The sequence below is a fragment of the Neolewinella marina genome (genome assembly GCF_002631205.1).
GTDB classification, from domain to species: domain Bacteria; phylum Bacteroidota; class Bacteroidia; order Chitinophagales; family Saprospiraceae; genus Neolewinella; species Neolewinella marina.
Map to the genome: position 1 here is coordinate 300,263 of NZ_PDLO01000001.1, position 21,800 is coordinate 322,062.

Annotated in this window: 21 protein-coding genes; 8 read left to right on the plus strand and 13 right to left on the minus strand. The window is 61.0% G+C overall.

Annotated features, from left to right (window positions below; genetic code table 11):
• Positions 1–5: 5 nt before the first annotated feature.
• Positions 6–710: a MotA/TolQ/ExbB proton channel family protein gene (locus tag CGL56_RS01205; RefSeq protein WP_099104676.1), complete on the minus strand. Its 705-nt coding sequence runs from the start codon at positions 708–710 to the stop codon at positions 6–8.
• 198 nt (positions 711–908) lie between these two features.
• On the opposite strand from CGL56_RS01205, the gene CGL56_RS01210 reads away from it, so the two are divergent.
• The 5 genes from CGL56_RS01210 to CGL56_RS01230 are packed head-to-tail and all read left to right on the plus strand — an operon-like array spanning position 909 to position 6,505.
• A complete protein-coding gene (locus CGL56_RS01210) occupies positions 909–1,352 on the plus strand; it encodes a hypothetical protein (RefSeq protein ID WP_099104677.1) in 444 nt (147 codons plus the stop codon).
• Positions 1,353–2,324, plus strand: coding sequence for a DUF368 domain-containing protein (locus tag CGL56_RS01215; RefSeq protein ID WP_099104678.1), 972 nt, complete (start codon positions 1,353–1,355; stop codon positions 2,322–2,324).
• A 3-nt stretch (positions 2,325–2,327) separates the two neighbouring features.
• Complete coding sequence (locus CGL56_RS01220) at positions 2,328–3,086, plus strand: shikimate dehydrogenase family protein (RefSeq protein WP_099104679.1); 759 nt, start codon at positions 2,328–2,330, stop codon at positions 3,084–3,086.
• A gap of 33 nt (positions 3,087–3,119) precedes the next feature.
• Positions 3,120–5,075: a sialate O-acetylesterase gene (locus CGL56_RS01225; protein WP_143470570.1), complete on the plus strand. Its 1,956-nt coding sequence runs from the start codon at positions 3,120–3,122 to the stop codon at positions 5,073–5,075.
• A 29-nt stretch (positions 5,076–5,104) separates the two neighbouring features.
• Positions 5,105–6,505 carry an MATE family efflux transporter gene (locus CGL56_RS01230; protein ID WP_099104681.1) on the plus strand — a complete coding sequence of 467 codons (1,401 nt, stop codon included), beginning with the start codon at positions 5,105–5,107 and terminating at the stop codon, positions 6,503–6,505.
• Positions 6,506–6,569: 64 nt separating this feature from the next.
• Here CGL56_RS01230 and atpG read toward each other — a convergent pair whose 3' ends face one another.
• From atpG to CGL56_RS01265, 7 genes are all read right to left on the minus strand, one after another.
• Positions 6,570–7,478, minus strand: a complete 909-nt coding sequence (gene atpG / locus CGL56_RS01235) for an ATP synthase F1 subunit gamma (RefSeq protein WP_099104682.1) — start codon at positions 7,476–7,478, stop codon at positions 6,570–6,572.
• A 64-nt stretch (positions 7,479–7,542) separates the two neighbouring features.
• Positions 7,543–9,129 carry a F0F1 ATP synthase subunit alpha gene (gene atpA, locus CGL56_RS01240; protein ID WP_099104683.1) on the minus strand — a complete coding sequence of 529 codons (1,587 nt, stop codon included), beginning with the start codon at positions 9,127–9,129 and terminating at the stop codon, positions 7,543–7,545.
• Between the two features lie 76 nt (positions 9,130–9,205).
• Complete coding sequence (gene atpH / locus CGL56_RS01245; protein ID WP_099104684.1) at positions 9,206–9,778, minus strand: ATP synthase F1 subunit delta; 573 nt, start codon at positions 9,776–9,778, stop codon at positions 9,206–9,208.
• A gap of 7 nt (positions 9,779–9,785) precedes the next feature.
• Positions 9,786–10,298: a F0F1 ATP synthase subunit B gene (atpF, locus tag CGL56_RS01250; RefSeq protein ID WP_099104685.1), complete on the minus strand. Its 513-nt coding sequence runs from the start codon at positions 10,296–10,298 to the stop codon at positions 9,786–9,788.
• 109 nt (positions 10,299–10,407) lie between these two features.
• Positions 10,408–10,608 (minus strand): ATP synthase F0 subunit C, encoded by a 201-nt coding sequence (gene atpE / locus CGL56_RS01255; RefSeq protein ID WP_099104686.1) that lies wholly within the window; start codon positions 10,606–10,608, stop codon positions 10,408–10,410.
• Positions 10,609–10,649: 41 nt separating this feature from the next.
• Entirely contained in the window at positions 10,650–11,978 is a 1,329-nt protein-coding gene (gene atpB, locus CGL56_RS01260; protein ID WP_099104687.1) for a F0F1 ATP synthase subunit A, read from the minus strand.
• A 151-nt stretch (positions 11,979–12,129) separates the two neighbouring features.
• On the minus strand, positions 12,130–13,335 hold the full coding sequence (locus CGL56_RS01265) for a saccharopine dehydrogenase family protein (protein WP_099104688.1): 1,206 nt from the start codon (positions 13,333–13,335) through the stop codon (positions 12,130–12,132).
• A 303-nt stretch (positions 13,336–13,638) separates the two neighbouring features.
• On the opposite strand from CGL56_RS01265, the gene CGL56_RS01270 reads away from it, so the two are divergent.
• Entirely contained in the window at positions 13,639–14,226 is a 588-nt protein-coding gene (locus tag CGL56_RS01270; protein WP_099104689.1) for a hypothetical protein, read from the plus strand.
• A 265-nt stretch (positions 14,227–14,491) separates the two neighbouring features.
• On the opposite strand, the gene miaA is transcribed toward CGL56_RS01270, so the two are convergent.
• The 5 genes from miaA to CGL56_RS01295 form a co-directional block, all read right to left on the minus strand.
• Positions 14,492–15,376 (minus strand): tRNA (adenosine(37)-N6)-dimethylallyltransferase MiaA, encoded by an 885-nt coding sequence (miaA, locus tag CGL56_RS01275; protein ID WP_099104690.1) that lies wholly within the window; start codon positions 15,374–15,376, stop codon positions 14,492–14,494.
• Between the two features lie 19 nt (positions 15,377–15,395).
• The gene (gene trpA / locus CGL56_RS01280) at positions 15,396–16,184 is read right to left on the minus strand and encodes a tryptophan synthase subunit alpha (protein ID WP_099104691.1); all 789 of its coding nucleotides are present in this window, start codon (positions 16,182–16,184) and stop codon (positions 15,396–15,398) included.
• Positions 16,181–17,377, minus strand: coding sequence for a tryptophan synthase subunit beta (trpB, locus tag CGL56_RS01285; RefSeq protein WP_187305560.1), 1,197 nt, complete (start codon positions 17,375–17,377; stop codon positions 16,181–16,183). Before trpB ends, trpA begins: the two co-directional genes overlap by 4 nt.
• 70 nt (positions 17,378–17,447) lie before the next feature.
• Positions 17,448–18,080 (minus strand): anthranilate synthase component II, encoded by a 633-nt coding sequence (locus tag CGL56_RS01290; protein WP_099104692.1) that lies wholly within the window; start codon positions 18,078–18,080, stop codon positions 17,448–17,450.
• Between the two features lie 23 nt (positions 18,081–18,103).
• A complete protein-coding gene (locus CGL56_RS01295) occupies positions 18,104–19,543 on the minus strand; it encodes an anthranilate synthase component I family protein (protein WP_209280263.1) in 1,440 nt (479 codons plus the stop codon).
• A gap of 348 nt (positions 19,544–19,891) precedes the next feature.
• Between CGL56_RS01295 and CGL56_RS01300 the strand changes: the two genes are divergently transcribed.
• Together CGL56_RS01300 and CGL56_RS01305 are read left to right on the plus strand one after the other, a co-directional pair.
• Positions 19,892–20,968, plus strand: coding sequence for a saccharopine dehydrogenase family protein (locus CGL56_RS01300; RefSeq protein ID WP_099104693.1), 1,077 nt, complete (start codon positions 19,892–19,894; stop codon positions 20,966–20,968).
• A gap of 52 nt (positions 20,969–21,020) precedes the next feature.
• Positions 21,021–21,755, plus strand: a complete 735-nt coding sequence (locus CGL56_RS01305; protein WP_099104694.1) for a DUF4197 domain-containing protein — start codon at positions 21,021–21,023, stop codon at positions 21,753–21,755.
• Positions 21,756–21,800: the final 45 nt, after the last annotated feature.

Consider the following 21,800-nt stretch of genomic DNA (forward strand, 5'->3'; position numbering starts at 1 on the left):
AGCGCCTATCCCGGTTCCTGCAGCAGGTCCATAAATTCGGTGGTGGAGCGCTCCATCTTGTACACTACCCGTTCCACCTGGGCCACCAGCAGGTTGTAGCCGACGAAGGCCAGAATGCCGATGAAGAGGCCGGCGGCGGTCGTCAGCAGCGCCGAGTAGATGCCTCCCGCCAGTACGTCGGGCGTGATGTTCTGGGCGTTCGACATCTCGTAGAAGGCATTGATCATCCCCGTTACCGTACCGAAGAACCCGATCATGGGTGCAGCGCCGGCAATGCTGGCCAGGGTGCTGAGCCCCTTCTCCAGACGGAAAACCTCCAGGTTGCCTACGTTCTCTACCGCGGCATCGATGTCGCGCAGGGGGCGGCCGATGCGCTGCAGTCCCTTGTCGACCATCCGGGCCACCGGACTGTCGGTGGTCGTGCAGAGGGCACGGGCGTTGGCCATGTTTCCGGTGGAAATTTCCCGACGGATCCTTTCCATGAACCCTTCATCGTCGGCACCCGCCGCCTTGATGGTGATGTAGCGCTCGGAGAAGATGTAGAGGCCGATGATGAAGAGCAGGATCAGGATACCGACGATGATCATGGTCAGCATTCCCGACTGCAGCAGCACGTCAAGCAAGCTCTCGCTTTCCACGACGGGTTCCAGGGGGTCAAGGTTAAGATCGCCCTGCGCTTGCAGGAGAAGGACAAAGTGGTTCAGAAACATTCGGGTTGCTTTAGCGCTTGCTTAACGACGCCCACCGTCGGGATATGTTAGGCAGCTGCCCACAAAAGTAAAAAAATTGACCGGCCACGCTCCCTTCCCGCAATCCGCCCCCGCCATGTGGAGCCCTTGGGTATCTTTGCGGCCTAAATTATTACCATGCGTTTGATTTATTCAGGACTTTGCTTATTTCTAACCCTGATGGCCTGCGGTTCCGATGGACGGGACGGGTTCAAGTCGCTGGATCTTACCCAGTACAACGTTCCGGTGACCATCCAGGCCCCCGACAGCGCCAAGGTGACCGCCTCCAACCTTTCCGGAGTAATCGACGACATCACCATTAAGAGCCCGGCCGACCGCTTCGCTATCCAGGTACTCGCCAGCAACGCCAGCACCAATGATATGGCCCGCCTGAAGGCCGAAGAACTGGAGTACGTCCGCGACAACCGCTACTTCGAGCGAATCGTCCGCGAAGAACCCCAGGGGTTCATCTTCGAAAACCGAATCGATACCACCAGTGCCTACGGCTTCCGCTACATCGTTTACCGCGGTGACCGGGAGTTCGTCTTTCAGAACTCCTTCGACGGGGTGTTCACCCTGCCCGAAGTTGAAACCATGTACGAGAGCGTCAAACCCGCCAAATAGATGAACCTTTCCCTGATCTTAAAAGGTATGGCCATGGGCATCGCCGAAGCCATTCCCGGCGTCAGCGGCGGTACCATAGCTTTCATCACGGGCATCTACGAGCGATTGCTGGAGGCCATCGGCTCCATCCTCGGCACCCGCGTGGCCGGCACCTTCCGCCGCGAGGGATTTCGCCCGGCCTGGCACGCCGCCGACGGGGCGTTTCTGCTGCAGCTGGGCCTGGGCATGGTCATCGGACTCGGCATTGCCGTGGTGGCCATCACCTCCCTGCTCGAGAATTACCCCCCGGTGGTCTGGGCCTTCTTTTTCGGCCTCATCGTGAGTTCCGCCATCTACGTAGCCCGGCAGATCCGGCGTTGGGGCAAGTCGGCCGTCACCCTGCTGATCGTCGGTGCCGTTTTCGCCTACTTTCTCACAACCATCAATCCCCTCGCGGGCAGCACCTCCCCCTTGTTGGTTTTCTTCTCGGGGGTAGTCGCCATCTCCGCCCTCATTCTACCCGGCGTATCGGGCAGTTTCATCCTCGTACTCCTGGGCATGTACACCGTGGTTTTCGGGGCCGTGCGCGGGGTGGCCAGTGGTGAGGAAGGGGCACTTACGATCGTAGCATTCTTCGCCATCGGTTGTATCGTGGGCCTGGCGGCCTTCTCCCGCCTGCTCACCTGGACCTTCAAGACCTACCCCGACCGGACCTTCGCCCTCCTCACCGGTTTCATGCTGGGCTCCCTGAACCAGCTCTGGCCCTGGCGAAATGCCATCACCACCCGCATCGACAGCAGCGGGGAAGAGGTTGCGGTGCTGGAAGCACGGGTACTACCGGCCCAGTACCTCGGCGGAGAACCTTACGTACTGGCCGTAGTCCTGGCCATGTCCGCCGGTCTCGCCCTGGTCTTCCTCCTGGAAGCCTTCGCTACCCAGAAGCAAACCGAGGAAAGTGAGAACCTCACCTCAGGCACTTCCCATAACGACTGACCAATGCCCACCTTCGGCCTCCTGGGTTACCCCCTTTCCCATTCCTTCAGCCGCGGTTACTTCACGGCGAAGTTTGCCGACCTGGGCCTTTCGGACACCCACCGCTACCTGAACTTCGAGATCCCGACGCTCGAAGACTTTCAGAAAATTCTGGATGAGTACCCAGACCTGCGGGGGTTGAACGTGACCATTCCTCACAAGCAGGGAGTGGTGGCGCTACTCGATGCCATTGATCCGGCGGCCGAACGGATCGGGGCAGTCAACACCATCCTCATCGAGGACGGGAAAACCCGGGGTTTCAACACCGACTACCTGGGCTTCCGCGATGACCTCCTCGCCCAGCTCCGTTCCCAGCAGCGGTTTACCAACCTGCGGGGGCAGTCCGCACTGATTCTCGGCAGCGGAGGCGCCGCCCTGGCGGTCCGGGAGGCCCTCCTCGACCTGTCGGTCAAGCCGGTCACGGTCAGCCGCTCCGCCCGGGCCGGACAACTTTCCTACGCGGACCTCGACCGGGATACGCTGACGACCCACCGGCTGATCGTCAACACCACCCCCCTGGGCATGTACCCCCAGGTGGAAACCGCCCCCGAAATCCCCTACGAACTCCTCACTCCCGCCCATTTCTGCTACGACCTGATCTACAATCCGGCCGAGACACGTTTCATGCGACTCGCCCGGGGCGCGGGCGCGGGTGCCGCCAACGGCATGGGTATGCTGCACTCCCAAGCCGAAGCTGCCTGGAACATCTGGACCGCCGAATAATTGCGATATTCCACGATCAACAACCCCCTGATCGTGCGCCCACTCCTCTTTTTCCTTGGCCTGATGCTCACCGGAGCCCTCACGGCCCAGGAGCTCTCCCTTTTCGAAGTGTTCACCGATGGAGCCGTGCTGCAGCGCGACGTGAACCACCCCGTCTGGGGTTGGGGTAAGCCGAACCGCAAGGTCACCGTTACCCTTGATGGAGTTCCCCTGACGACCCGCGCCGACCGGCAGGGGCAGTGGCGAATCTCACTACCATCTATGGAAGCCGGGGGTCCCCACTCCCTCACTGTTACCGACGGCCGCAGTTCCCACAGGCTGGAAGACATTTACTTTGGCGACGTATACCTGCTCTCCGGCCAATCCAACATGGAATGGCGGTTGGCCCAATCCGACTTGGATGGCACCCGCGCCCGCGCCATTGCCGACCCGCTGATTCGCCAGGTGCTGGTTTCCAAGACCTCCCGCCCCGTCCCCGGGAACCACCTAAAACTGGACGCCCCCTGGAAGCCGGGGACGGCGGAGGAAATGGCCGGATTCAGCGGGGTCGGCGCCTACTTTGCCCATTACCTGCGGCAGGCAGGGGTGGAAGTTCCCATCGGCCTGCTCCACTCTAGTTGGGGGGGCAGCCGGATAGAAGCCTGGTTACCCGCTACCGCCCTCGACCCCACCGACCTGGCCTCCACCACTAAGCGGGAAGCCGAGCGCATGGCCGCTGCCCAGACTGTGGACCGATTCTTCCAGGAGTCCTTCCCCGGAGAAAACCCGCCCACCGATGACATGGGCAAGGAACTGGGCTACCTGGCGGCGGAGACGGATCTCGGTACCTGGGCTACCATGGAAGTCCCGGGGCTATGGGAGGGCAATGGTTACCCCGATGTGGATGGCGTTTTTTACTTCCGCCGCAACTTTAGCCTTACGGAGGAGCAGGCATCCGGCCCGGCGACCCTGCACCTGGGCCCCATCGATGATGGTGACGAAACGTACGTAAATGGACAGGCCGTAGGCAGCACTCCTAACGCCTACGCCGAGGACAGGAAATATTCGATCGCCGCCCATCAATTGCGGCCGGGCGATAACGTCCTGGCCGTGCGCGTGACCGACACCGGTGGTGGCGGAGGATTCCACGGAGCTCCCGATTCGCTCTACCTGCAAGCAGCGAATGGCGACCGCGTTCCCCTGGCCGGTAACTACCACTACCGCATCGGTGCCTTCCGCCGGGCGGACGGTCGGGCGAACCACACCCCTACCCTCTTATACAATGCCATGATCGCGCCGCTGCAGGATTGGCCCCTTACCGGGGTACTGTGGTACCAGGGTGAGTCGAACGCCGGACCGGAAGATGCCCCCCGCTACGGCGCCCAGATGCGGTCGCTCGTCCATTCCTGGCGCGATCAGCTCGGCGGGAGGAGGGATAGCCTGCCCTTCTATTGGGTGCAACTGGCCAACTACCAGCCGGCTCCCCAGTCGCCTGACGAGCCCGGCTGGGCGATCATCCGGGCGCAGCAGACCTCGGCCCTGGACGTGCCCCGTACCGGCCAGGCCATCATCACCGACATCGGGGAAGCGGACGACATCCACCCGGAAAACAAGTGGGAAGTCGGACGCCGGCTGTCGCTCCATGCCCTACGGGATATCTACGGCCAGGAGGTGCAAGCCGCCAGCCCCCGGGCGACCGCCCTGGAAGTATCGGATCACCACGCCATTGTGCGGTTCACCGATGTGGGGTCGGGCCTTGCCCTGCGTCATCGGTTCGCGGATCGCTATCCGCTGGTAGGTTCCCTCACCGTCCAGGACACGTCCGGGAAGTGGCACTGGGCGGTAGGTACGCTGGCACCGGACGAAAACGCGGTGATCGTCCTCCACCCACCCGGCAGCCGCATCCGGAAGGTCCGCTACGCCTGGTTCAACAATCCCGACGACGCCAACCTTTTTTCGCGGGACGGACTGCCGGTAACCCCCTTTGAAATTGAGGAGGGCAAGGAATAGAACCCGGGGAACGTCGTAGATTGGCGCCCTTGAAACTTAGTACCTCATACCGTAGCATTTGGAACATCAGCCTTCCGATCATCATCGGAAGTGCCGCCCAGAATGTGGTGGCCATGACGGACTCGATCTTTCTGTACTACCGCAGTGAGGAGGACTTTGCCGCCATCGGCTTCGTTGCCGCTTTCTACATCATTGTAGCCGCCATCGGTTTTGGCTTCAGTCGCGGCGGGCAGATCCTCATCGCCCACTACACCGGCAAGGACAAGCCCAACGCGGTGGGGCGCGCCTTTTACAGTACGGTGTACTTCGAACTGGTGCTGGCCCTGGCCTTGTTTCTCTTCATGACCTACGGAGCGTACTGGCTGTTTGCCATGCTGGTGGATTCGGACGTCATTTTCTACAAGTCCCTGGAATACCTGGACACCCGCAAATGGGGGGTATTTGCCAGCTACCTCGGCGTGGCGTGTATGGCCCTGTACACCGGAATTGCCCGACCGGTCTTTATCATCGTGGACACGTTTATCCTGGCCGCGACAAACATCTTTCTCGACCGTGCCCTGATCTTCGGGATGTATGGCTTCCCGGAGATGGGGATCGCCGGGGCGGGGCTGGCCAGCACGATTGCCGAGTACGTGGCCCTGGTAGTCTTCCTGGTCTATATGGTTTTCGACCGGCAGAACCGCCAATACCTGCGCGGGAAACTGCCGCGGTGGGACAAGAAGATGATCCGCGAGATCGTCGGTCTTTCGGTGCCTATCGTGGCCATGTCCATCGTCGGACTGGGCAGTGCCTTTTTCTTCTTCGGGCTGGTGGAAAACTTCGGGGAGCGGGACCTGGCGGTGACCAATATCGTGCGCATTGCCTACCTCATCCTTAGCATTCCGGCCTGGGGCTTTTGTACCGGCATCAATACCCTGGTGAGCTACTTCGTCGGCCGTGGCGAGCGCTACAATGTCAAGATTGTCCTCTGGAAAACCGCCTACCTCTGTCTCGGGGTTTCCCTGGCGATGGGGCTGCCCATCATCCTTTTCCCCCGGGAGGTGCTGTACCCGCTGCTGGGCGATGAACGGGCCTACCTGATCGAAGCGGCCTACCCTGTCTTTTGGGTACTGCTGGGCATCCTCTTCACCTTCAGCTTCGGCAGCATCTTCTTCAACGGCTTGATCGGCGCGGGGCAAACCAAGAAGGCCCTGCTCTACCAGACCTTCTGCGCGCTGGTGTATATGGTTCTCGTCTTCCTGGTCGTACGCAGTGGCTGGGGCAACCTGACGATGGCCTGGAGCACGGAGATTGTCTACTGGGTGCTGATGTTCGGCTTGAGCTGGCGCTATTTCCGCAAACCCCGGTGGCGCAATACTTCCGCCCCCCGCCCTCTGGCATCTAGGACGGCGCCCACCGCCGAGGACCAGGAAAAAAGGCCCGTCCCCTAACAAAAACTGTCGCTGCACCTCGGGGGCGCAGCGACAGTTCCGATAGTCGTAAAAGTAAGGTCGCTTAGCTGGCTTCGAGGGCGGCGGCACCACCAACGATCTCGAGGATCTCGTTGGTGATGGCTTCCTGACGGGCCTTGTTGTAGCTGATCTTCAGTTCGCGCAGCAGTTCCTGGGCGTTCTCGGTAGCCTTGTCCATGGCCGTCATCCGGGCACCGTGCTCGGAAGCGTGGGTATCCAGCAGAGCGGCCTGGAACTTGGTTTCCAGGATGCTGGGAACCAGGTAATCGAGCAGTTCTTCCTTACCGGGTTCAAAGATGTAGTCCGCCTTGTACTTGGTACCGGTGGCGGCCTCCGCGGAGGGGTCCGGGGTGGCATCCTCAACGGGCAGGAACTGCTCGCTGGTAGCAAACTGAACGGCGGCGTTCTTGAAGCGGGCGTAGGCGATGAATACCTTGTCGTAGCGGCCCGAACGGAAACGGTTCATGAGCAGCTCCGGCACCTCGCGGGTGTTGTCGAAGCTCAGGTCGTCGAAGAGGGTCTGGAAATCGGTTACCACCTTGACGTTCTCCCGCTTGCCGTAGTGCTTGCGGAAGTACTCTGCGCCCTTGCGGCCGATGCAGATGATGTCGAGGGGTCCGCTCAGGGGGCCCATTTCCCGGATGCTGGCTTCGGCGGCCTTGATCACGTTGGTGTTGAAGGCACCGGCCAGGCCCCGGTTGGAAGTGACCACCACCACGGCGGCACCCTCTACGGGGCGAACCTTGTTGAAGGTGGTATTCGCGTCGCCTTCCAGGTTGGTGAGGATGTTGCGCAGCATCTCGTCGAGCTTGTCGGCGTAGGGCCGCAACTCCGTGATGGCCTGCTGTGCCCGCCGCAATTTTGCCGCGGATACCATCTTCATGGCACTGGTGATCTGCTGGGTATTCTTTACCGAGCGGATCCTTTCGCGTACTTCCTTAAGGTTTGCCATTGTAGGGGGGTGATTGCGTCATTTTCCCGCCGGGCCCGCGGACAGGCCCGGCGGGGGAATTGATCTACTTCTTAAACTGGGGAGTAAGTTCCTTGGCCAGCGACTCGAGCTTCTGGAGGTCTTCATCCTGGTACTTCCGGTCGCGGAAGTTCTGCAGCACCTCAGGGTACTTGCGGCCGAGCTCTCCGAGGAAGAGCTTCTCGAACTCCTTGACCCGGTTGACGGGAACTTCCCGCATGAGGTTCTTGGTACCGAGGTAGATGATGGCTACCTGCTGCTCAACCGGTACGGGGCTGTACTGGGGCTGCTTCAGGATCTCCACGTTGCGCTGTCCCTTGTCCAGGATGCTCATGGTGGAGGCGTCCAGGTCGGAACCGAACTTGGCGAAGGCCTCGAGTTCCCGGTAGGAAGCCTGGTCGAGCTTCAGGGTACCGGATACCTTTTTCATGGGCTTGATCTGGGCCGATCCACCTACGCGGGATACCGATACACCGACGTTGATGGCCGGGCGGATGCCGTTGTTGAAGAGGCTCGACTCGAGGAAGATCTGTCCGTCGGTGATCGAGATAACGTTGGTGGGGATGTAGGCGGATACGTCACCGGCCTGGGTTTCGATGATCGGCAGGGCCGTCAGCGAACCACCACCCTTTACGATCCCGGCCTCGCTGAGGCTGGTCGGCAGGTCGTTCATGCTCTTGGCGATCTCGTCGTCGTTGATGATCTTGGCGGCGCGCTCCAGCAGACGGCTGTGGAGGTAGAATACGTCACCGGGGTAGGCCTCACGTCCGGGAGGACGACGCAGCAGCAGGGATACTTCCCGGTAGGCTACGGCCTGCTTCGAGAGGTCATCGTAGATGATGAGGGCGGGGCGGCCCGTATCGCGGAAGTACTCGCCAATGGCGGCACCGGCGAAGGGCGCGTAGAACTGGAGGGGAGCAGGCTCGGAAGCCGAGGCGGCTACGATGATGGAGTAGTCCATGGCACCGTTCTCTTCCAGGGTCTTGGCGACCTGGGCTACCGTCGAGGCCTTCTGGCCACAGGCCACGTAGATGCAGTAAACGGGCTCACCACGGTCGTAGAATTCCCGCTGGTTGAGGATAGTATCGATGGCGATGGCCGACTTGCCGGTCTGGCGGTCACCGATGATGAGCTCCCGCTGGCCACGGCCGATCGGAATCATGGCGTCGATGGCCTTTACCCCGGTCTGCAGGGGCTCGTTTACCGGCTGGCGGTAGATTACACCGGGGGCCTTGCGCTCCAGCGGCATATTGTAGGTGGTGCCGGTGATGTCGCCCTTGCCGTCGATGGGCTGGCCGAGGGGGTTGACCACGCGGCCGACCATGCCTTCACCTACGTTGATGGAGGCGATACGTCCGGTGCGGGAAACGCGGCTTCCTTCGTGGATGCCGGCGGCGCTGCCCATCAGTACTACCCCGACGTTGTCTTCTTCCAGGTTCAGTACGATTGCCTCGGTACCCGTTTCAAAGGTTACGAGTTCACCGGCCTGTGCGTTGTTGAGTCCGTACACGCGGGCGATACCGTCACCGACCTGCAGTACGGTACCGTACTCCTCCAGCTCGGTAGCCGTATCGAATCCGGAAAGCTGCTGCTTGAGGATTGCGGAGATTTCGTCAGGTTTTACGTCAGCCATGGTTGTTTATTCTTGATAATTGGATAAGGCCCTGCTATGCGGGCCGACTATAGAGGGTGCTGGCGGCGGAGGGCCGCTAGCTGGCCAGTTGATTTTGGTACAGGTTGGGTTTGCGGAGCTCGTCCTGCATGTTCTTGAGCTTGTGGGCGACGCTGGCGTCGTACACCTTGCCGTCAAACTCGAGGATGAAGCCGCCGATGAGAGAGGTATCGATCTGGGTATGCAGCTCGATGCTGTCCTCGGTCATGCCGGCGGACACCAACTGTTGCTTGATAATTTCCAGGGTGGCGGCCGACAGGGGCGCGGCACTGGTGAGGGTCACCGTGGAGATGTGCTTCAGGCGCTTGTACTGCTCGTGGAATTCCCGCAGGATACCCAGCATATCGGTTTCGCGGCCCTTGTCGATGAGCAGCTTTACGTAGAGGCGGGTGAGCTTGTCGGCCTTGGCCTTCTCCAGCAGCTGGGTCAGGATGGCCTGCTTCTTGCTGGGGGGCACGACCGGGCTTCTCAGCAGCAGGGCGAACTCGCGGTTCTTGCCCATGGCGAGGAGGGTGTCTACGTCGGCCTTGATCTCTTCCAGCTGGTTGCGTTCCTGGGCGAGCTCGATGAGGGACTGGGCGTAGCGGGAGGCTACTCTCGAATTGGTCATGCGGTGCTTAGTTTAGGTCGCGTACGAGCTCCCGAACGAAAGCCTCCTGGTTGGCGTCGCTTTTGAGGTCCTTCTGGAGGATCTTTTCGGCGATTTCGATGGCCATGGATCCCACTTCCTTCTTGAGGTCGACCATGGCGGCTTTGCGCATATTTTCGATGTCGCGGCGGGCGTCGCTGGCCACCTTCTGAGCGGCTTCGCGGGCTTCGTTCTTGGCCGCGGCGATCATTTCCTTGCTCTGCTTCTCGGCTTCGGTAATGATGCGGGTGCGCTCCTCGCGCGCCTCGATGATCAGCCGCTGGTTCTCGTCGGCCTGGGCCTGCATCTCGGCGCGGGCGCGCTTGGCTTCGTCGATGCTGGTTTGAATTTCCTCATCCCGGCGGCGCAGGGCCTTCTGGATGGGTTTCCAGGCCAGCTTGCCCAGGATGGCGTAAAGCACGAGGAAGATTACAACGGTCCAGAAGATCAGACCGAAGTCGGGCTTAATGACACTGAAATCAGCAAGGAAAAGCGTAGTCATTATATATTAGGTTGTGTTACAACTCGACAGGCGAAGATAAAGTAAGCCGGTAGCGCTGCCAAGCGCAGTTCGCTACCGGCTTTTTGGTGTGGCCCGGACGCCGCTGCTGCTAGAGCAGCTTGTCCAGAAGACCTACAATGATCGCGAACAGCGCGGCACCTTCAACGAAGGCGGCGGTAAGGATCATGGCACTACGGATATCCGCGGCGGCTTCGGGCTGGCGGGCAATGCTTTCGGTCGACTTGCTGCCGATGAGTCCGATTCCGAGTCCAGCGCCGAGGGCGGCGATACCTGCTCCAAGAGCTCCCATGTTGAATGATTTAAATGGGTAAAAAAAATTCTTGATTATCGTTAGTTGGCCGGGGTGTGCATGCCGGTGACCGCACCGCCCATGGCACCGCCTTCGGCGATTTTCTTCTCTCCGTGGTGTCCGGCCTCGTCGTGGTGGTGGGCATCCTCTACCGCCGCGCCGATATAGCTGGCCGAAAGGATGGCAAAGATGAAGGCCTGCACGAAGGCTACCAGCAGCTCGATCATGTTCATGAACAAGGTGAAGGCTACTCCGACCACGGCACCCGCGCCCGCGCCTACTACACTTTCGCCGTTGTTGCCAAAGATGAAGATCAGGCTGATGAGGCTGAGGATGATGATGTGCCCGGCCGTGATGTTGGCGAACAAACGCACCATCAGCGAGAAGGGCTTGATGACCAGCCCGAGGATTTCCACGGGGGTCAGAATGAACAGCTTGATGGCCGCTGGTACGCCGGGCATCCACAGGGTGTGCTCCCAGAAGTGGCGGTTGCCGTGTACGTAAGCTACGATAGCCGAGATAACGGCCAGGGCCATGGTGACGGCCAGGTTGCCCGTTACGTTGGCGCTGCCGGGGAAGATGGGAATCAGGCCCAGCAGGTTACAGAACAGAACGAAAAAGAAGATCGTGAAAATGAAGGGCTGGAAACGCTCGTAGTGCTTCTCGCCGATCATGGGGATGGTGATCTCGTCGCGCAGGAAGACGAAGAAGGGCTCCATCAGGCTCTGAATGCCACTGGGGGCCTTGCCTTCGTTCTTCTTGTACCCGCGGGCCACGGCGCTCCAGAGGAAGATCAGCAGCAGGGAAGCCAGCAACATGGTGAAGACGTTCTTCGTGATGCTGAAGTCGTAGAAGCTGGTGATGCCACCGCCGAGCAGTCCGCCCTCACCTACCGAGGGGGCGTCCAGGAGGTAAGGCGTCCCGCCTACCAGGGCGTAGTAGACATCCTGGGTTTTGTCTCCCACGGTGGTGGTGCCGTGGGCAATGCATTCCACCTCATGGTGGCCCTCCAGCAGTTCTGCGGGGGCGTCGGCCAGACGATTGATGCGGCCGTGGTTCATCACGTATCCGTCGACCAGGGTTTCCCCGTGGTGGAACATGCTGCTCAGGCCGACGGTCCAACCGTGTTCAGGGGCGTAGAGAAATACGGGAAGGGGGATGCTGACGTCGCCGATGAGGTGAAACTCATTCGCGTCGGCGATGTGATGAAGGATGACCCCGGCCGGGTCGTAATCGCCGTGGCCGCCACATTCAATCTCCGGATTGTGGTGATCGGCGGCCGTGCCGTGGTCATTGATCTCCTGAGCCGAAACGAAGGTGAATACAAGGCTGAAAAGGCAGAAAAATAACAGGCGTGCGCTGGACGTCATACGTTGGGGGGTTTAACTATCCCTCAAATGAGCCGCAAAGGTAACACAACGGCCGGTATTATACTAGGTGGGGGTTCCCTTTTTTGGAAGTTAGGGCCGGGGGGCGGTGAGGGTAGCCGATATCCGTTCCCACTACCGCCCCCCGCAACCGCTAAAGTTCCAGCTCAGCGCCGATTTCCTCGTGCCACTCCAGGCCGTGTTTGCCCAGCACGTCGAGGAAGGGATCCGGGTTGAACTGCTCGACGTTGTACACGCCGGCGCCTTCCCACTTGCCCTGGATCAGCATCATGGCGCCCGTCATGGCCGGCACGCCGGTGGTGTAGCTCACGCCCTGGGCGCGGGTCTCGCGGTAGGCCCGCTCGTGGCTGCAGTTGTTCCAGATGTAGTAGGTCTCCTCGTTGCCGTCCTTCAGGCCACGGATGCGGCAACCGATGCTCGTCTGACCGCTGTAGCCCTCGCCCAGTCCACCGGGATCGGGGAGGACGGTTTTCAGGAATTCGAGGGGGATGATTTCCACGCCTTTGTGCATCACGGGCTCGATCCCGGCCATGCCGATATTCTGGATCACGCGCAGGTGGGTCAGGTATTCATCGCCGAAGGTCATCCAGAAGCGGGCGCGCTTCAGGGTCGGGAAGTGCTTAACGAGGCTTTCGAGTTCCTCGTGGTAGAGTACGTAGCTCGGCTTGGGCCCGATGTCCGGGTAGTTCAGGTCCTTCCGAATGCTGAAGGGGGGAATTTCTACCCACTTGCCGTCCTCGTAGTACTTGCCCGGCTGGGTGATTTCCCGGATGTTGATCTCCGGGTTGAAGTTGGTGGCGAAGGCCTTGCCGTGGTCGCCGGCGTTGGCGTCGACGATGTCGAGGTAGTGGATCTCGTCGAAGATATGGCTGGCCGCCCGGGCGGTAAAGATGCTGGTGACGCCGGGGTCGAATCCGCAGCCGAGGATAGCAGTCAGACCGGCGGCTTTGAACTTGTCGTGGTAGGCCCACTGGTGGCTGTACTCGAACTTGGCCTCCTCCTTGGGTTCGTAGTTGGCGGTGTCGAGGTAGTGCACCTCGGCTTCCAGACAGGCATCCATGATGGTGAGGTCCTGGTACGGCAGGGCCACGTGGATTACCATGAAGGGGTCGTACTCCTTGATGAGCTTGGTCAGGGCCGGTACGTCCTCCGCGTCGATGGCGGCGGTGGTGATTTTGTCGTAGCCAAGGTCGGCCTTGATGTCGGCGGCAATCTCGTCGCACTTCTGTTTCGTGCGACTGGCGATCATGAATTCGGTGAAGACCTCGGGGTATTCGGCACATTTATAGGCCACGACGCGGCCTACCCCGCCGGCGCCGATGATGAGTACTTTAGACATGTATTGTTTTTTTTACGCTAACGGCAGGCGCGGCCGCAGGTGCAATGGAATCCGGATTAATTGCCCGACAGCCGCTCCGGCCACCGCAATTCCGGATACCGATCGCCGGACACCCCTACCGGCGGCAAAGTAAAAGGAATTCCTTCGGTCAGGGAACCTTCTCCAGCTATGTGCAGTACCCCGGTACCGTCACCGCCCTTCCCCGCCCCGCACCGGGTATATCGAACATCGCCCCGCCTACACTTTGTTATAAAATTGAATGCGTTGCTAATCACGCTGTTACATTGACTATAATTACCTATCATGACCATCCGATTTTTACCATTCCTTTTATTTTTTGCCGTAGGATTTACCAGTTGCGACGTCGACCAGACCCAGGAGGGCGAGCTGCCCGAAGTAGACGTTGACATCGATACCGAGCCCGGCCAGGCCCCCGAATACGACGTCGACTGGGTCGACGTGGACGTGAACACCACCACCCGCATGGTCGAAGTACCCAACGTCACCGTGGAGATGGTCGAGGAACCCGTAGAGGTACCCGTCCTGGACGTGGACTGGCCCGATGAATATGGCGACTCCGAAGAGACCACCTTTATGGTCGAAGCTGACGTGGACCAGGAAGCGGAGCTTGAAATCGAAGAAATCTACACCACCGGCCAGCGGATGATCGTGCTGGCCAGCCTGGAAAAGGAAGGAGAGCGACTTTCCAACGGACAACTGATGCGGGTCAGCGACCAGGTCGTGGTTAATGCCCCCGACATGGACGTACGCTACTACATCATCGGTGACCGTCCCGACGGAATGACCAATACCCGCTATCGGTACATTTCCGACCGCAGTGAGATCGCTGACATGATGAAGAATGGTCAGTCCATCTATAGCCGCGACTAACCCGCCCTATCACATCACATAAGACAGAACGTCGCCTTCGGAGCTTCCGGGGGCGGCGTTTTTTTTGGTTGTCAGACATCGGATGTTGTGCGCCGGCCAGCTTGTCAGACATCCGATGTCTGACAAATTGACATAGCCTGGTTTTACTCGGATATTGATCGGTTTTCAATTTGTTTACTCAGAACAGGGTAAAAGAAGGAGTCTTAAGTGCTGTCAGACATCCGACGTCTGACAGAATGACATGCGGACAACATCCGATGTCTCTTCACGCCCCCTCCACCCGCCGGATAGCCGCCGCAGCATCCATCACGGGAGTATAATCCCGGAACCAGGTGATCTGCCGCTTCGCATAGCGCCGGCTGTTCCTTTTGATCAGTTCGATGGCGCGCTCCCGGTCGTACTCCCCGTCGAGCAAAGGCCACCACTCCTGGTACCCTACCGTCTGGAGGACGGGCAGGTGGCGATACTCCTGCAGCTTGCGGACTTCGCCCTCTAGTCCGTCGGCGACCATCTGATCCACCCGGCGGTTGATCCGGTCGTAGAGATACGCCCGGTCTATCGCCGGTTGGAGGTAGACGCAATCGAAAGGGCGCGGCGGGGCCTTCCCCAGAAAACTGCTGTAGGGTTGTCCGCTGGTGTAGCAAACACGCAATGCCCGCTCCAGCCGCCGGCCGTTCTGCTGGTCAACCGACTGGAAATAATCGGGATCCAGGCGCTGGAGCTCGGCCTGCAGTCCGGACAGTCCCCGGGATTCCGACAACTGCTGCACCCGCGCCGCGGCGCCCGGGGTGACCGCCGGAAATTCATCCAGCCCCTCACAGAGCGAGCGTTGGTAAAGTCCGCTTCCCCCGACGGCGATCGCTACCGGCGAATCCCGAAACAGCCGGTCCAGGATGGGCAGGGCCTCCTCCGCGAAGGTGCCGGCGGTAAGGGGTTGCAGCAGCGAGCGATCGGCGATGAAGTGATGGGGGGCAGCGGCGAGTTCCTCCGGGCTCGGCCGGGCGTTGCCGATGCGCATTTCCCGGTAGAACTGCCGACTGTCAGCACTCACGATCTCCGTGCGGAAATGACGGGCCAGGGCAATGGCCAGGGCGGTCTTCCCCGATGCGGTAGGGCCGCCGACTACGACCAGGAGCGGCTTGCGCTTCATAACAGCGGGTTTGGGCCGACTAGGAGTAGCTGGGTTCCAGAATGCGCTTCACGAACGCTTGGGTAGCTTCCCCTACCCTGTCCTCTTGCCCCCCCAGGGCGCGGATGAACGCACTGCCGATGATGGCCCCATTGAAGTATTCGCAGGCGGTGCGGAAAGTGGCCGCGTCGCTGATCCCGAATCCGATCAGTTTCGGATTGGGCAGGTCGAGGGCCGCAATGCGATCGAAATAGGCGCGCTGCCGGTCAGAAATCTCGGAGCTGCCTCCGGTGATGCTGCTGCTGCTCACTACGTACAGGAATCCCGTGCTGCTCTCCGCAATCTGACGGATCCTTTCGTCCGGGGTCTGGGGGGTGATCAGGAAACTGACTTGCAAGTCGGCGGCCTCGGCGATCTCGCGGAAGTCGCGTTCGTACTCGTAGGCCGGCAGGTCGGGCAGAATAAGTCCATCTACGCCGGCGGCCGCGGCGGCCGCAACGAAGCGCTCGGGTCCGTACTGCATCACCTGATTGTAGTACCCCATGAGCACCAGGGGCACCTGGGTGTGGCGGCGGGCCTCGGTGAGTTGTTCAAAAAGCAGCTTCAGGTTCATCCCGTTCTGGAGGGCCTTCATACTGCTCTGCTGGATGGTTTCTCCGTCGGCCATGGGATCGGAGTACGGCATGCCCACCTCTATGAGGTCGGCCCCGGCCTCGGCCAGGTTGCGGATGACCGCCACGGTACTGTCCAGGGTGGGGAAACCCGCCGTAAAGTAAACGTTCAGGATGTCCCGCGGCTTGGCGGCGAAGAGCTTGGTCAGTCGGTTCATGGGAGGGGCTGGGATTCAAGGTAGGCGGAGAAAGCGGCGAGGTCTTTATCACCACGGCCACTGAGGCAGACTACGATCACGTCTTCCGGACCGTAGCTCATGTGATCGAGGGCCGCGAAGGCGTGGGCGGTTTCCAGGGCGGGGATGATCCCCTCTTGGCGGGCCACGAAAAGGGAGGCGGCCAGCGCTTCGTCGTCCGTAACGCTGACGGCTTCGGCGCGCTTGGCATCGATCAGGAAAGCGTGGAGGGGGCCGATGCCCGGGTAGTCCAGTCCGGCCGAGATGCTGTAGGGCTCCACGATCTGTCCGTCTTCGGTCTGCATGAGCAGCGTACGGCTGCCGTGGATGATCCCCTCGGTGCCCAGCTGGCTGGTGGCGGCCGATTCTCCGCTGTCTACCCCCAGGCCGGCGGCTTCCACGGCGATCAGCCTCACCCGTTCGTCGTTCAGGTAGTGGTAGTAGGCTCCGGCGGCATTGCTGCCCCCGCCGACGCAGGCCACGATGGCGTCCGGGTAGTCGCGACCCGTCTTTTCCGCTAACTGCCACTTCATTTCCTCCGAAATGACCGACTGGAAGCGGGCCACCATATCGGGGTACGGGTGGGGGCCCACCACGGAACCAATGATGTAGTGGGTGTCCTCGGGATTGTTGATCCAGTCGCGGATGGCCTCATTGGTGGCGTCCTTCAGGGTGCGGGATCCGCTGCGGGCGGGGCGCACCTCGGCCCCCAGCATCCGCATTCGCGCCACGTTGGGTGCCTGCCGTTCGATGTCTACTTCACCCATGTACACGATGCACTGCAGTCCCTTGAGGGCACACACCGTGGCCGTGGCTACTCCGTGCTGACCGGCGCCGGTTTCGGCGATGATCCGCTTCTTGCCCAGGCGTTCGGCGAGCAGGATCTGCCCGATGGTGTTGTTGATCTTGTGGGCGCCGGTGTGGTTCAGGTCTTCCCGTTTCAGGTAGACTTTGGCCCCGTAGTGCTGGCTCAGGCGGTCGGCGTAGTAGAGGGGGCTGGGCCGGCCCACGTAATCCTTCAACAGCAGGTCGAACTCCCGCCGGAATTCCGGATCCTCGAGCATGCGGAGGTAGTTCACCCGCAGCTCCTCTACGTTGGCCTGCAGCATCTCGGGGATGTAGGCCCCGCCAAAGCGACCGTAGTAGCCGCGCTCGTCTATTTGGGTATGGATCATTGTTCAGGGGGTTAAGGGGTCAGTGGGTCAAGGGGGGCAGGCAATTATCCCTCGCTTCGCTCGGGTGGGGTCAGGGGTGTGATATTTTTCCCTCGCTACGCTCGGGTTGGGGGCTTTTCCGTCTGTCTTGCACGAAGTTCAGCAAATTCTTGATCATGAGTCTTCCGTGCTCGGTCATGATGCTTTCGGGGTGGAACTGTACGCCGAAGATGGGCAGTTCCCGGTGGCGCAGGGCCATGATGCCGCCGGCGTCGTCGGTGGCGGTCACTTCCAGCTCGGCGGGCAGGGTATCGGGGTCGATTACCCAGCTGTGGTAGCGGCCGGCGCGAAAGCGGTCCGGCACGTCCTGGAACAACACATCGTCGTCGGTCGGGCGGCGCAGCATATCCGTTTCCACCCCGTGGTGGACTTCCGCCAGGTTGTGGAGGGAGGCTCCGAAGGCTTCCCCGATGGCCTGGTGGCCAAGGCAGACGCCAAAGATGACCTTTTCGCCGGCGTAGCGGCGGATCAGCTCGGGCATGATGCCGGCATCGGCGGGTACGCCCGGTCCGGGGCTGAGCACCACCAGGTCGTATTCGGCCACGGCCTCCAGGTTGATCTGGTCGTTGCGGTACACATCAATGGAGGTTCCGAGCTCCTCCTCGATGTAGTGGACCAGGTTATAGGTGAAGGAATCGTAGTTGTCGAGAATGAGAACTTTCATGGTCGTTGGTTTGCGCCCCGTGGCTAGAAGCTGGCCGGTAGGGATTCCGCTTTGGTAAGGGCCTTGGTCAGGGCGCCGAGTTTGTTGTACACCTCCTGGGTTTCGCTCTCTTCGTCGCTGGCGGCTACCACCCCGGCGCCGGCCTGGTAGTACAGCACGTTGTCCTGGCTGAAAAAGGAGCGGATGAGGATGGCCTGGTTCATTCCCCCGTCAAAGTCGATAAAGCCCAGCGCGCCGCCGTAGAAGCCCCGCTGCCGGTTCTCGTAGCGGTTGATCAACTCGATGGCGCGGTACTTTGGGGCTCCGCTCAGGGTGCCGGCCGGGAAGGTGTCGCCGAAGACGCGTACGGCCACGTCTTCCCGCTCCAGCTTGCCGTCCACGGTGCTCACCAGGTGAATGACGTGGCTGTAGTAATGCACCTGCCGCAGGCTGCGCACGGTCACGTCGCGGGTGTGGCGGCTCAGGTCGTTGCGGGCCAGGTCCACCAGCATCACATGCTCGGCGTTTTCCTTGGGGTCGGCCAGCAGCCGTTCGGTGGCTTCCCGGTCCCGCTCCGCATCTCCGCTGCGCTTGTAGGTGCCGGCGATGGGGTTCAGGCGGGCCACCCCGTCGCGGATTACCATCTGGCTCTCCGGGCTGGAGCCCATGATGCGGTAGTCGCCGTAGTCGAAGTAGAACAGATAGGGGGAAGGGTTGATGCTGCGCAGGGCGCGGTACACCTGGAATTCATCCCCTTGGAAACCCTGCTGGAACTGCCGGCTCAGCACGATCTGGAACACGTCTCCGATGCGACAGTGGTGCTTGCCTTTAGCTACCAGGTTACGGAACTCGTCATCGGTCAGGTTGCTGCTTTCGTCTCCCACCGTCTGGAAGGGGTGCACCGTCCCCCCGCTGCGGATGGCCTTTTCTACCTCATCCAGGCGGCTTTCCTCCCCTTCGGGCAGGTTTTCCAGCAGGAGAAGCTCGTCGCGGTAGTGGTGGAAGACCAGCAGGAAGCGGTACAGGTGGTAGCGCAGGGCGGGCGCGCGCAGGTGCCGGGGATTGTCGAAGGAAAGCGTATCGAAGTAAGCTACCCCTTCAAAGTTGGTGTGCCCGATCAGGCCGTTGAACTGCCGTACCAGGGGGGTGGTGTCCCCGTAATCCAGTGAGAAGGAGCCCAAAAAAGCGTGGAGGTCATCGCTCACGGTTTGGGTGTCGGTACACGGCACCTGCGTCTGCGCCTCCCCCACCCGGCCGCGCCGGATCACGCCCTCGTCCACCTGGTAGGAAGCCAGGGTTTCCAGGCCCAGGATGCTGAAGTAGTGCTCGTTGTTCCGCGTTTCGTTGGATTCGAGCAGCACCGGGTCGGTAAAGCGGTCGCGCACCGCCAGATAGACGGAAACCGGCGTGAGCTGGTCGGCGGTAAGGCGGCGGGTAACCACCTTGATGTTCGTCGTCTGCTGGGTCGGAATGGTTGTTGTCAAAGCGGGATAAGATTGGGACGGAACGCCGGAGAACCAACAAGAAAGGCCCGCCGGAGCATCCGACGGGCCTTTAGATTTTTGTGCAAAAGGGCTACCGCGTGCTCAGTGTCGAGTACGTGAAAGCCACCACCAGTTGTTGGTATTGTTCTGCATGACGCTAAGGTAAAAAAGATTTTGGTTTCCGGCCGCAGCTTCCGTTCGACTTGGCCGACTATTTACGAAGCCCAACCCCTGGCTGATGCGCCCCACCCTGCCCGTGGGACCGTAGTAAAACCATTACCTTGGAAGGAGCGGCGACCGGCAAACCCGGCATTTCCCCGCCCGCTCAGATTTCGAAAGCACAATTTCATGACGGACTTCATACTCTACGGCGCCTACGGATATACCGGTCGGCTCATAACCCGCACCGCCGCGGAATACGGCCTGCGCCCCCTGCTCAGTGGCCGGAACCCGGAGAAGCTCCAGGCCATGTCGGCGGAGTTTGGCTACCCCTACCGGGCCGTAGACCTGGAAGACCGCGAGGGGCTGCACGACCTGCTGTCGGCCAACGCCGTGGTGCTCCACGCCGCCGGTCCCTTCGCCGAAACCGGCCGCCCCATGATGGACGCCTGTATCGCTACCGGTACCCACTACCTCGACATCACCGGAGAAATCCCCGTTTTCTCCCTCGCCGCCCGCCTGGGCCCAGCGGCGGAACGGGCGGGGGTGATGCTCATGCCCGGTACCGGCTTTGACGTGGTGCCCACCGACTGTATGGCTGCTTTCCTGAAGGACCAACTGCCGGAAGCCACCGAACTCGTGCTGGCCTTCGCCTGGAAGGGGGGAATGGTGAGCCAGGGAACCGCCAGAACCATGCTGGCCGGACTCGGGAGCGGGGGGGCCATCCGCGAGCACGGGGCCATCAAGCCCGTGAAGGCCGCCCACGAAGTACGCACCTTCCCCTTCACGGCCGAAGTTCCCCTGCGGGCCGTCACCATCCCCTGGGGAGACGTATTTACCGCCTACTTCACCACCGGCATCCCGAACATCAAGACCTTCTTCGCCGCCCCACCCGCCCAGATCAGGATGATGGAACGCAGCAACTGGCTGGGCCCCGCACTCCGGCTCGGCATCGTAAAGAAGCTCCTGGCCAAAAAGATCGACGCCCAGCCCGCCGGGCCCGATGACCGCCAGCGGGCCGCAGCCGAGTCCTATATATACGGTGAAGTGAAGGACGTAAGCGGCAAGGTGGTCGCCGCCCGTATGCGCACCCCCGAAGGGTATACCCTTACGGCCCACAGCAGCCTGCGGATCGTAGCGCGGGTACTGGACGGTGAAGTAGAGCCGGGCTACCGCACGCCCGCTGGACTTTACGGGGCCGACCTCGTGCTGGAACTCGATGGAGTGGAACGCAGCCTCGTCGACCGTAAGACTACCTTAACGTAGTATCCTGCATCTACTGGGCTCCACCAGGCGTTCTAGCCTAAAGCCCACTCCTATGACCCGCCTCCTGCTTTGTTTTGTTGCCCTATGCTTCCTCACCGCCCCCGCCGCCGCCCAGATTGGTAACCTGGGTAAACTGGCCGACAAGGCCCAGGGCGTGCTCAGCGGGAACACCCCCCTGAGCCAGGAAGAAGTGGGCACCGCCCTGAAGCAGGCGCTGGACCAGGGGGTTGGACAGGCCGTGACCAAACTTTCGGCCGAAGACGGATACCTGCAAAGCCCCTACAAGATCCTACTGCCGCCGGAAGCCCAGTCCATCATCAGCCGGGTGAGCGCCCTGCCCGGTTTCGGCAATGTGGAACAGGACCTCACCACCCGCATTAACCGGGCCGCTGAACTGGCCGCCCGGGAAGCCGGCCCTATTTTTGTCGACGCCATCAAGGGGCTCACCTTCCAGGACGCCCTGAACCTGCTGATGGGAGAAAACGACGCCGCCACCCGCTACCTGGAGTCCAATACTTCGCTGGCCCTAACCGGCAAATTCCAGCCCGTCATCCGCACGGCGCTGGACGAAGTGAACGCCACCGAAATCTGGCGCAACGTGGTCACGGCCTACAACAAAATTCCCCTGGTGAAAAAAACCGAACCCGAACTGGACGTTTACGTTACCGACCGGGCACTGGCCGGAATGTTCGGTTTGATCGAGGTTAAGGAAACAGAATTGCGTCAAAACCCCGCCCTGCGTAATACGGAACTGCTGCGCAAGGTTTTTGCCCGCCAGGATAAATAGCGGCCCGCCCCTCAACATGGGGCAAACTGGAAAGGTTAACATTAG

What these genes read in the sequence shown, in the direction of transcription:
- CGL56_RS01205 (WP_099104676.1), bottom strand. Translation starts at nt 710, where the DNA reads ATGTTTCTGAACCACTTTGTCCTTCTCCTGCAAGCGCAGGGCGATCTT.
- trpA (WP_099104691.1), bottom strand. Translation starts at nt 16,184, where the DNA reads ATGAACCGACTGACCAAGCTCTTCGCCGCCAAGCCGCGGGACATCCTG.
- atpG (WP_099104682.1), bottom strand. Translation starts at nt 7,478, where the DNA reads ATGGCAAACCTTAAGGAAGTACGCGAAAGGATCCGCTCGGTAAAGAAT.
- CGL56_RS01290 (WP_099104692.1), bottom strand. Translation starts at nt 18,080, where the DNA reads ATGAAAGTTCTCATTCTCGACAACTACGATTCCTTCACCTATAACCTG.
- CGL56_RS01265 (WP_099104688.1), bottom strand. Translation starts at nt 13,335, where the DNA reads ATGTCTAAAGTACTCATCATCGGCGCCGGCGGGGTAGGCCGCGTCGTG.
- CGL56_RS01215 (WP_099104678.1), top strand. Translation starts at nt 1,353, where the DNA reads ATGAACCTTTCCCTGATCTTAAAAGGTATGGCCATGGGCATCGCCGAA.
- atpH (WP_099104684.1), bottom strand. Translation starts at nt 9,778, where the DNA reads ATGACCAATTCGAGAGTAGCCTCCCGCTACGCCCAGTCCCTCATCGAG.
- miaA (WP_099104690.1), bottom strand. Translation starts at nt 15,376, where the DNA reads ATGAAGCGCAAGCCGCTCCTGGTCGTAGTCGGCGGCCCTACCGCATCG.
- CGL56_RS01220 (WP_099104679.1), top strand. Translation starts at nt 2,328, where the DNA reads ATGCCCACCTTCGGCCTCCTGGGTTACCCCCTTTCCCATTCCTTCAGC.
- CGL56_RS01300 (WP_099104693.1), top strand. Translation starts at nt 19,892, where the DNA reads ATGACGGACTTCATACTCTACGGCGCCTACGGATATACCGGTCGGCTC.
- atpE (WP_099104686.1), bottom strand. Translation starts at nt 10,608, where the DNA reads ATGGGAGCTCTTGGAGCAGGTATCGCCGCCCTCGGCGCTGGACTCGGA.
- atpF (WP_099104685.1), bottom strand. Translation starts at nt 10,298, where the DNA reads ATGACTACGCTTTTCCTTGCTGATTTCAGTGTCATTAAGCCCGACTTC.
- trpB (WP_187305560.1), bottom strand. Translation starts at nt 17,377, where the DNA reads ATGATCCATACCCAAATAGACGAGCGCGGCTACTACGGTCGCTTTGGC.
- CGL56_RS01305 (WP_099104694.1), top strand. Translation starts at nt 21,021, where the DNA reads ATGACCCGCCTCCTGCTTTGTTTTGTTGCCCTATGCTTCCTCACCGCC.
- CGL56_RS01270 (WP_099104689.1), top strand. Translation starts at nt 13,639, where the DNA reads ATGACCATCCGATTTTTACCATTCCTTTTATTTTTTGCCGTAGGATTT.
- CGL56_RS01210 (WP_099104677.1), top strand. Translation starts at nt 909, where the DNA reads ATGGCCTGCGGTTCCGATGGACGGGACGGGTTCAAGTCGCTGGATCTT.
- atpB (WP_099104687.1), bottom strand. Translation starts at nt 11,978, where the DNA reads ATGACGTCCAGCGCACGCCTGTTATTTTTCTGCCTTTTCAGCCTTGTA.
- atpA (WP_099104683.1), bottom strand. Translation starts at nt 9,129, where the DNA reads ATGGCTGACGTAAAACCTGACGAAATCTCCGCAATCCTCAAGCAGCAG.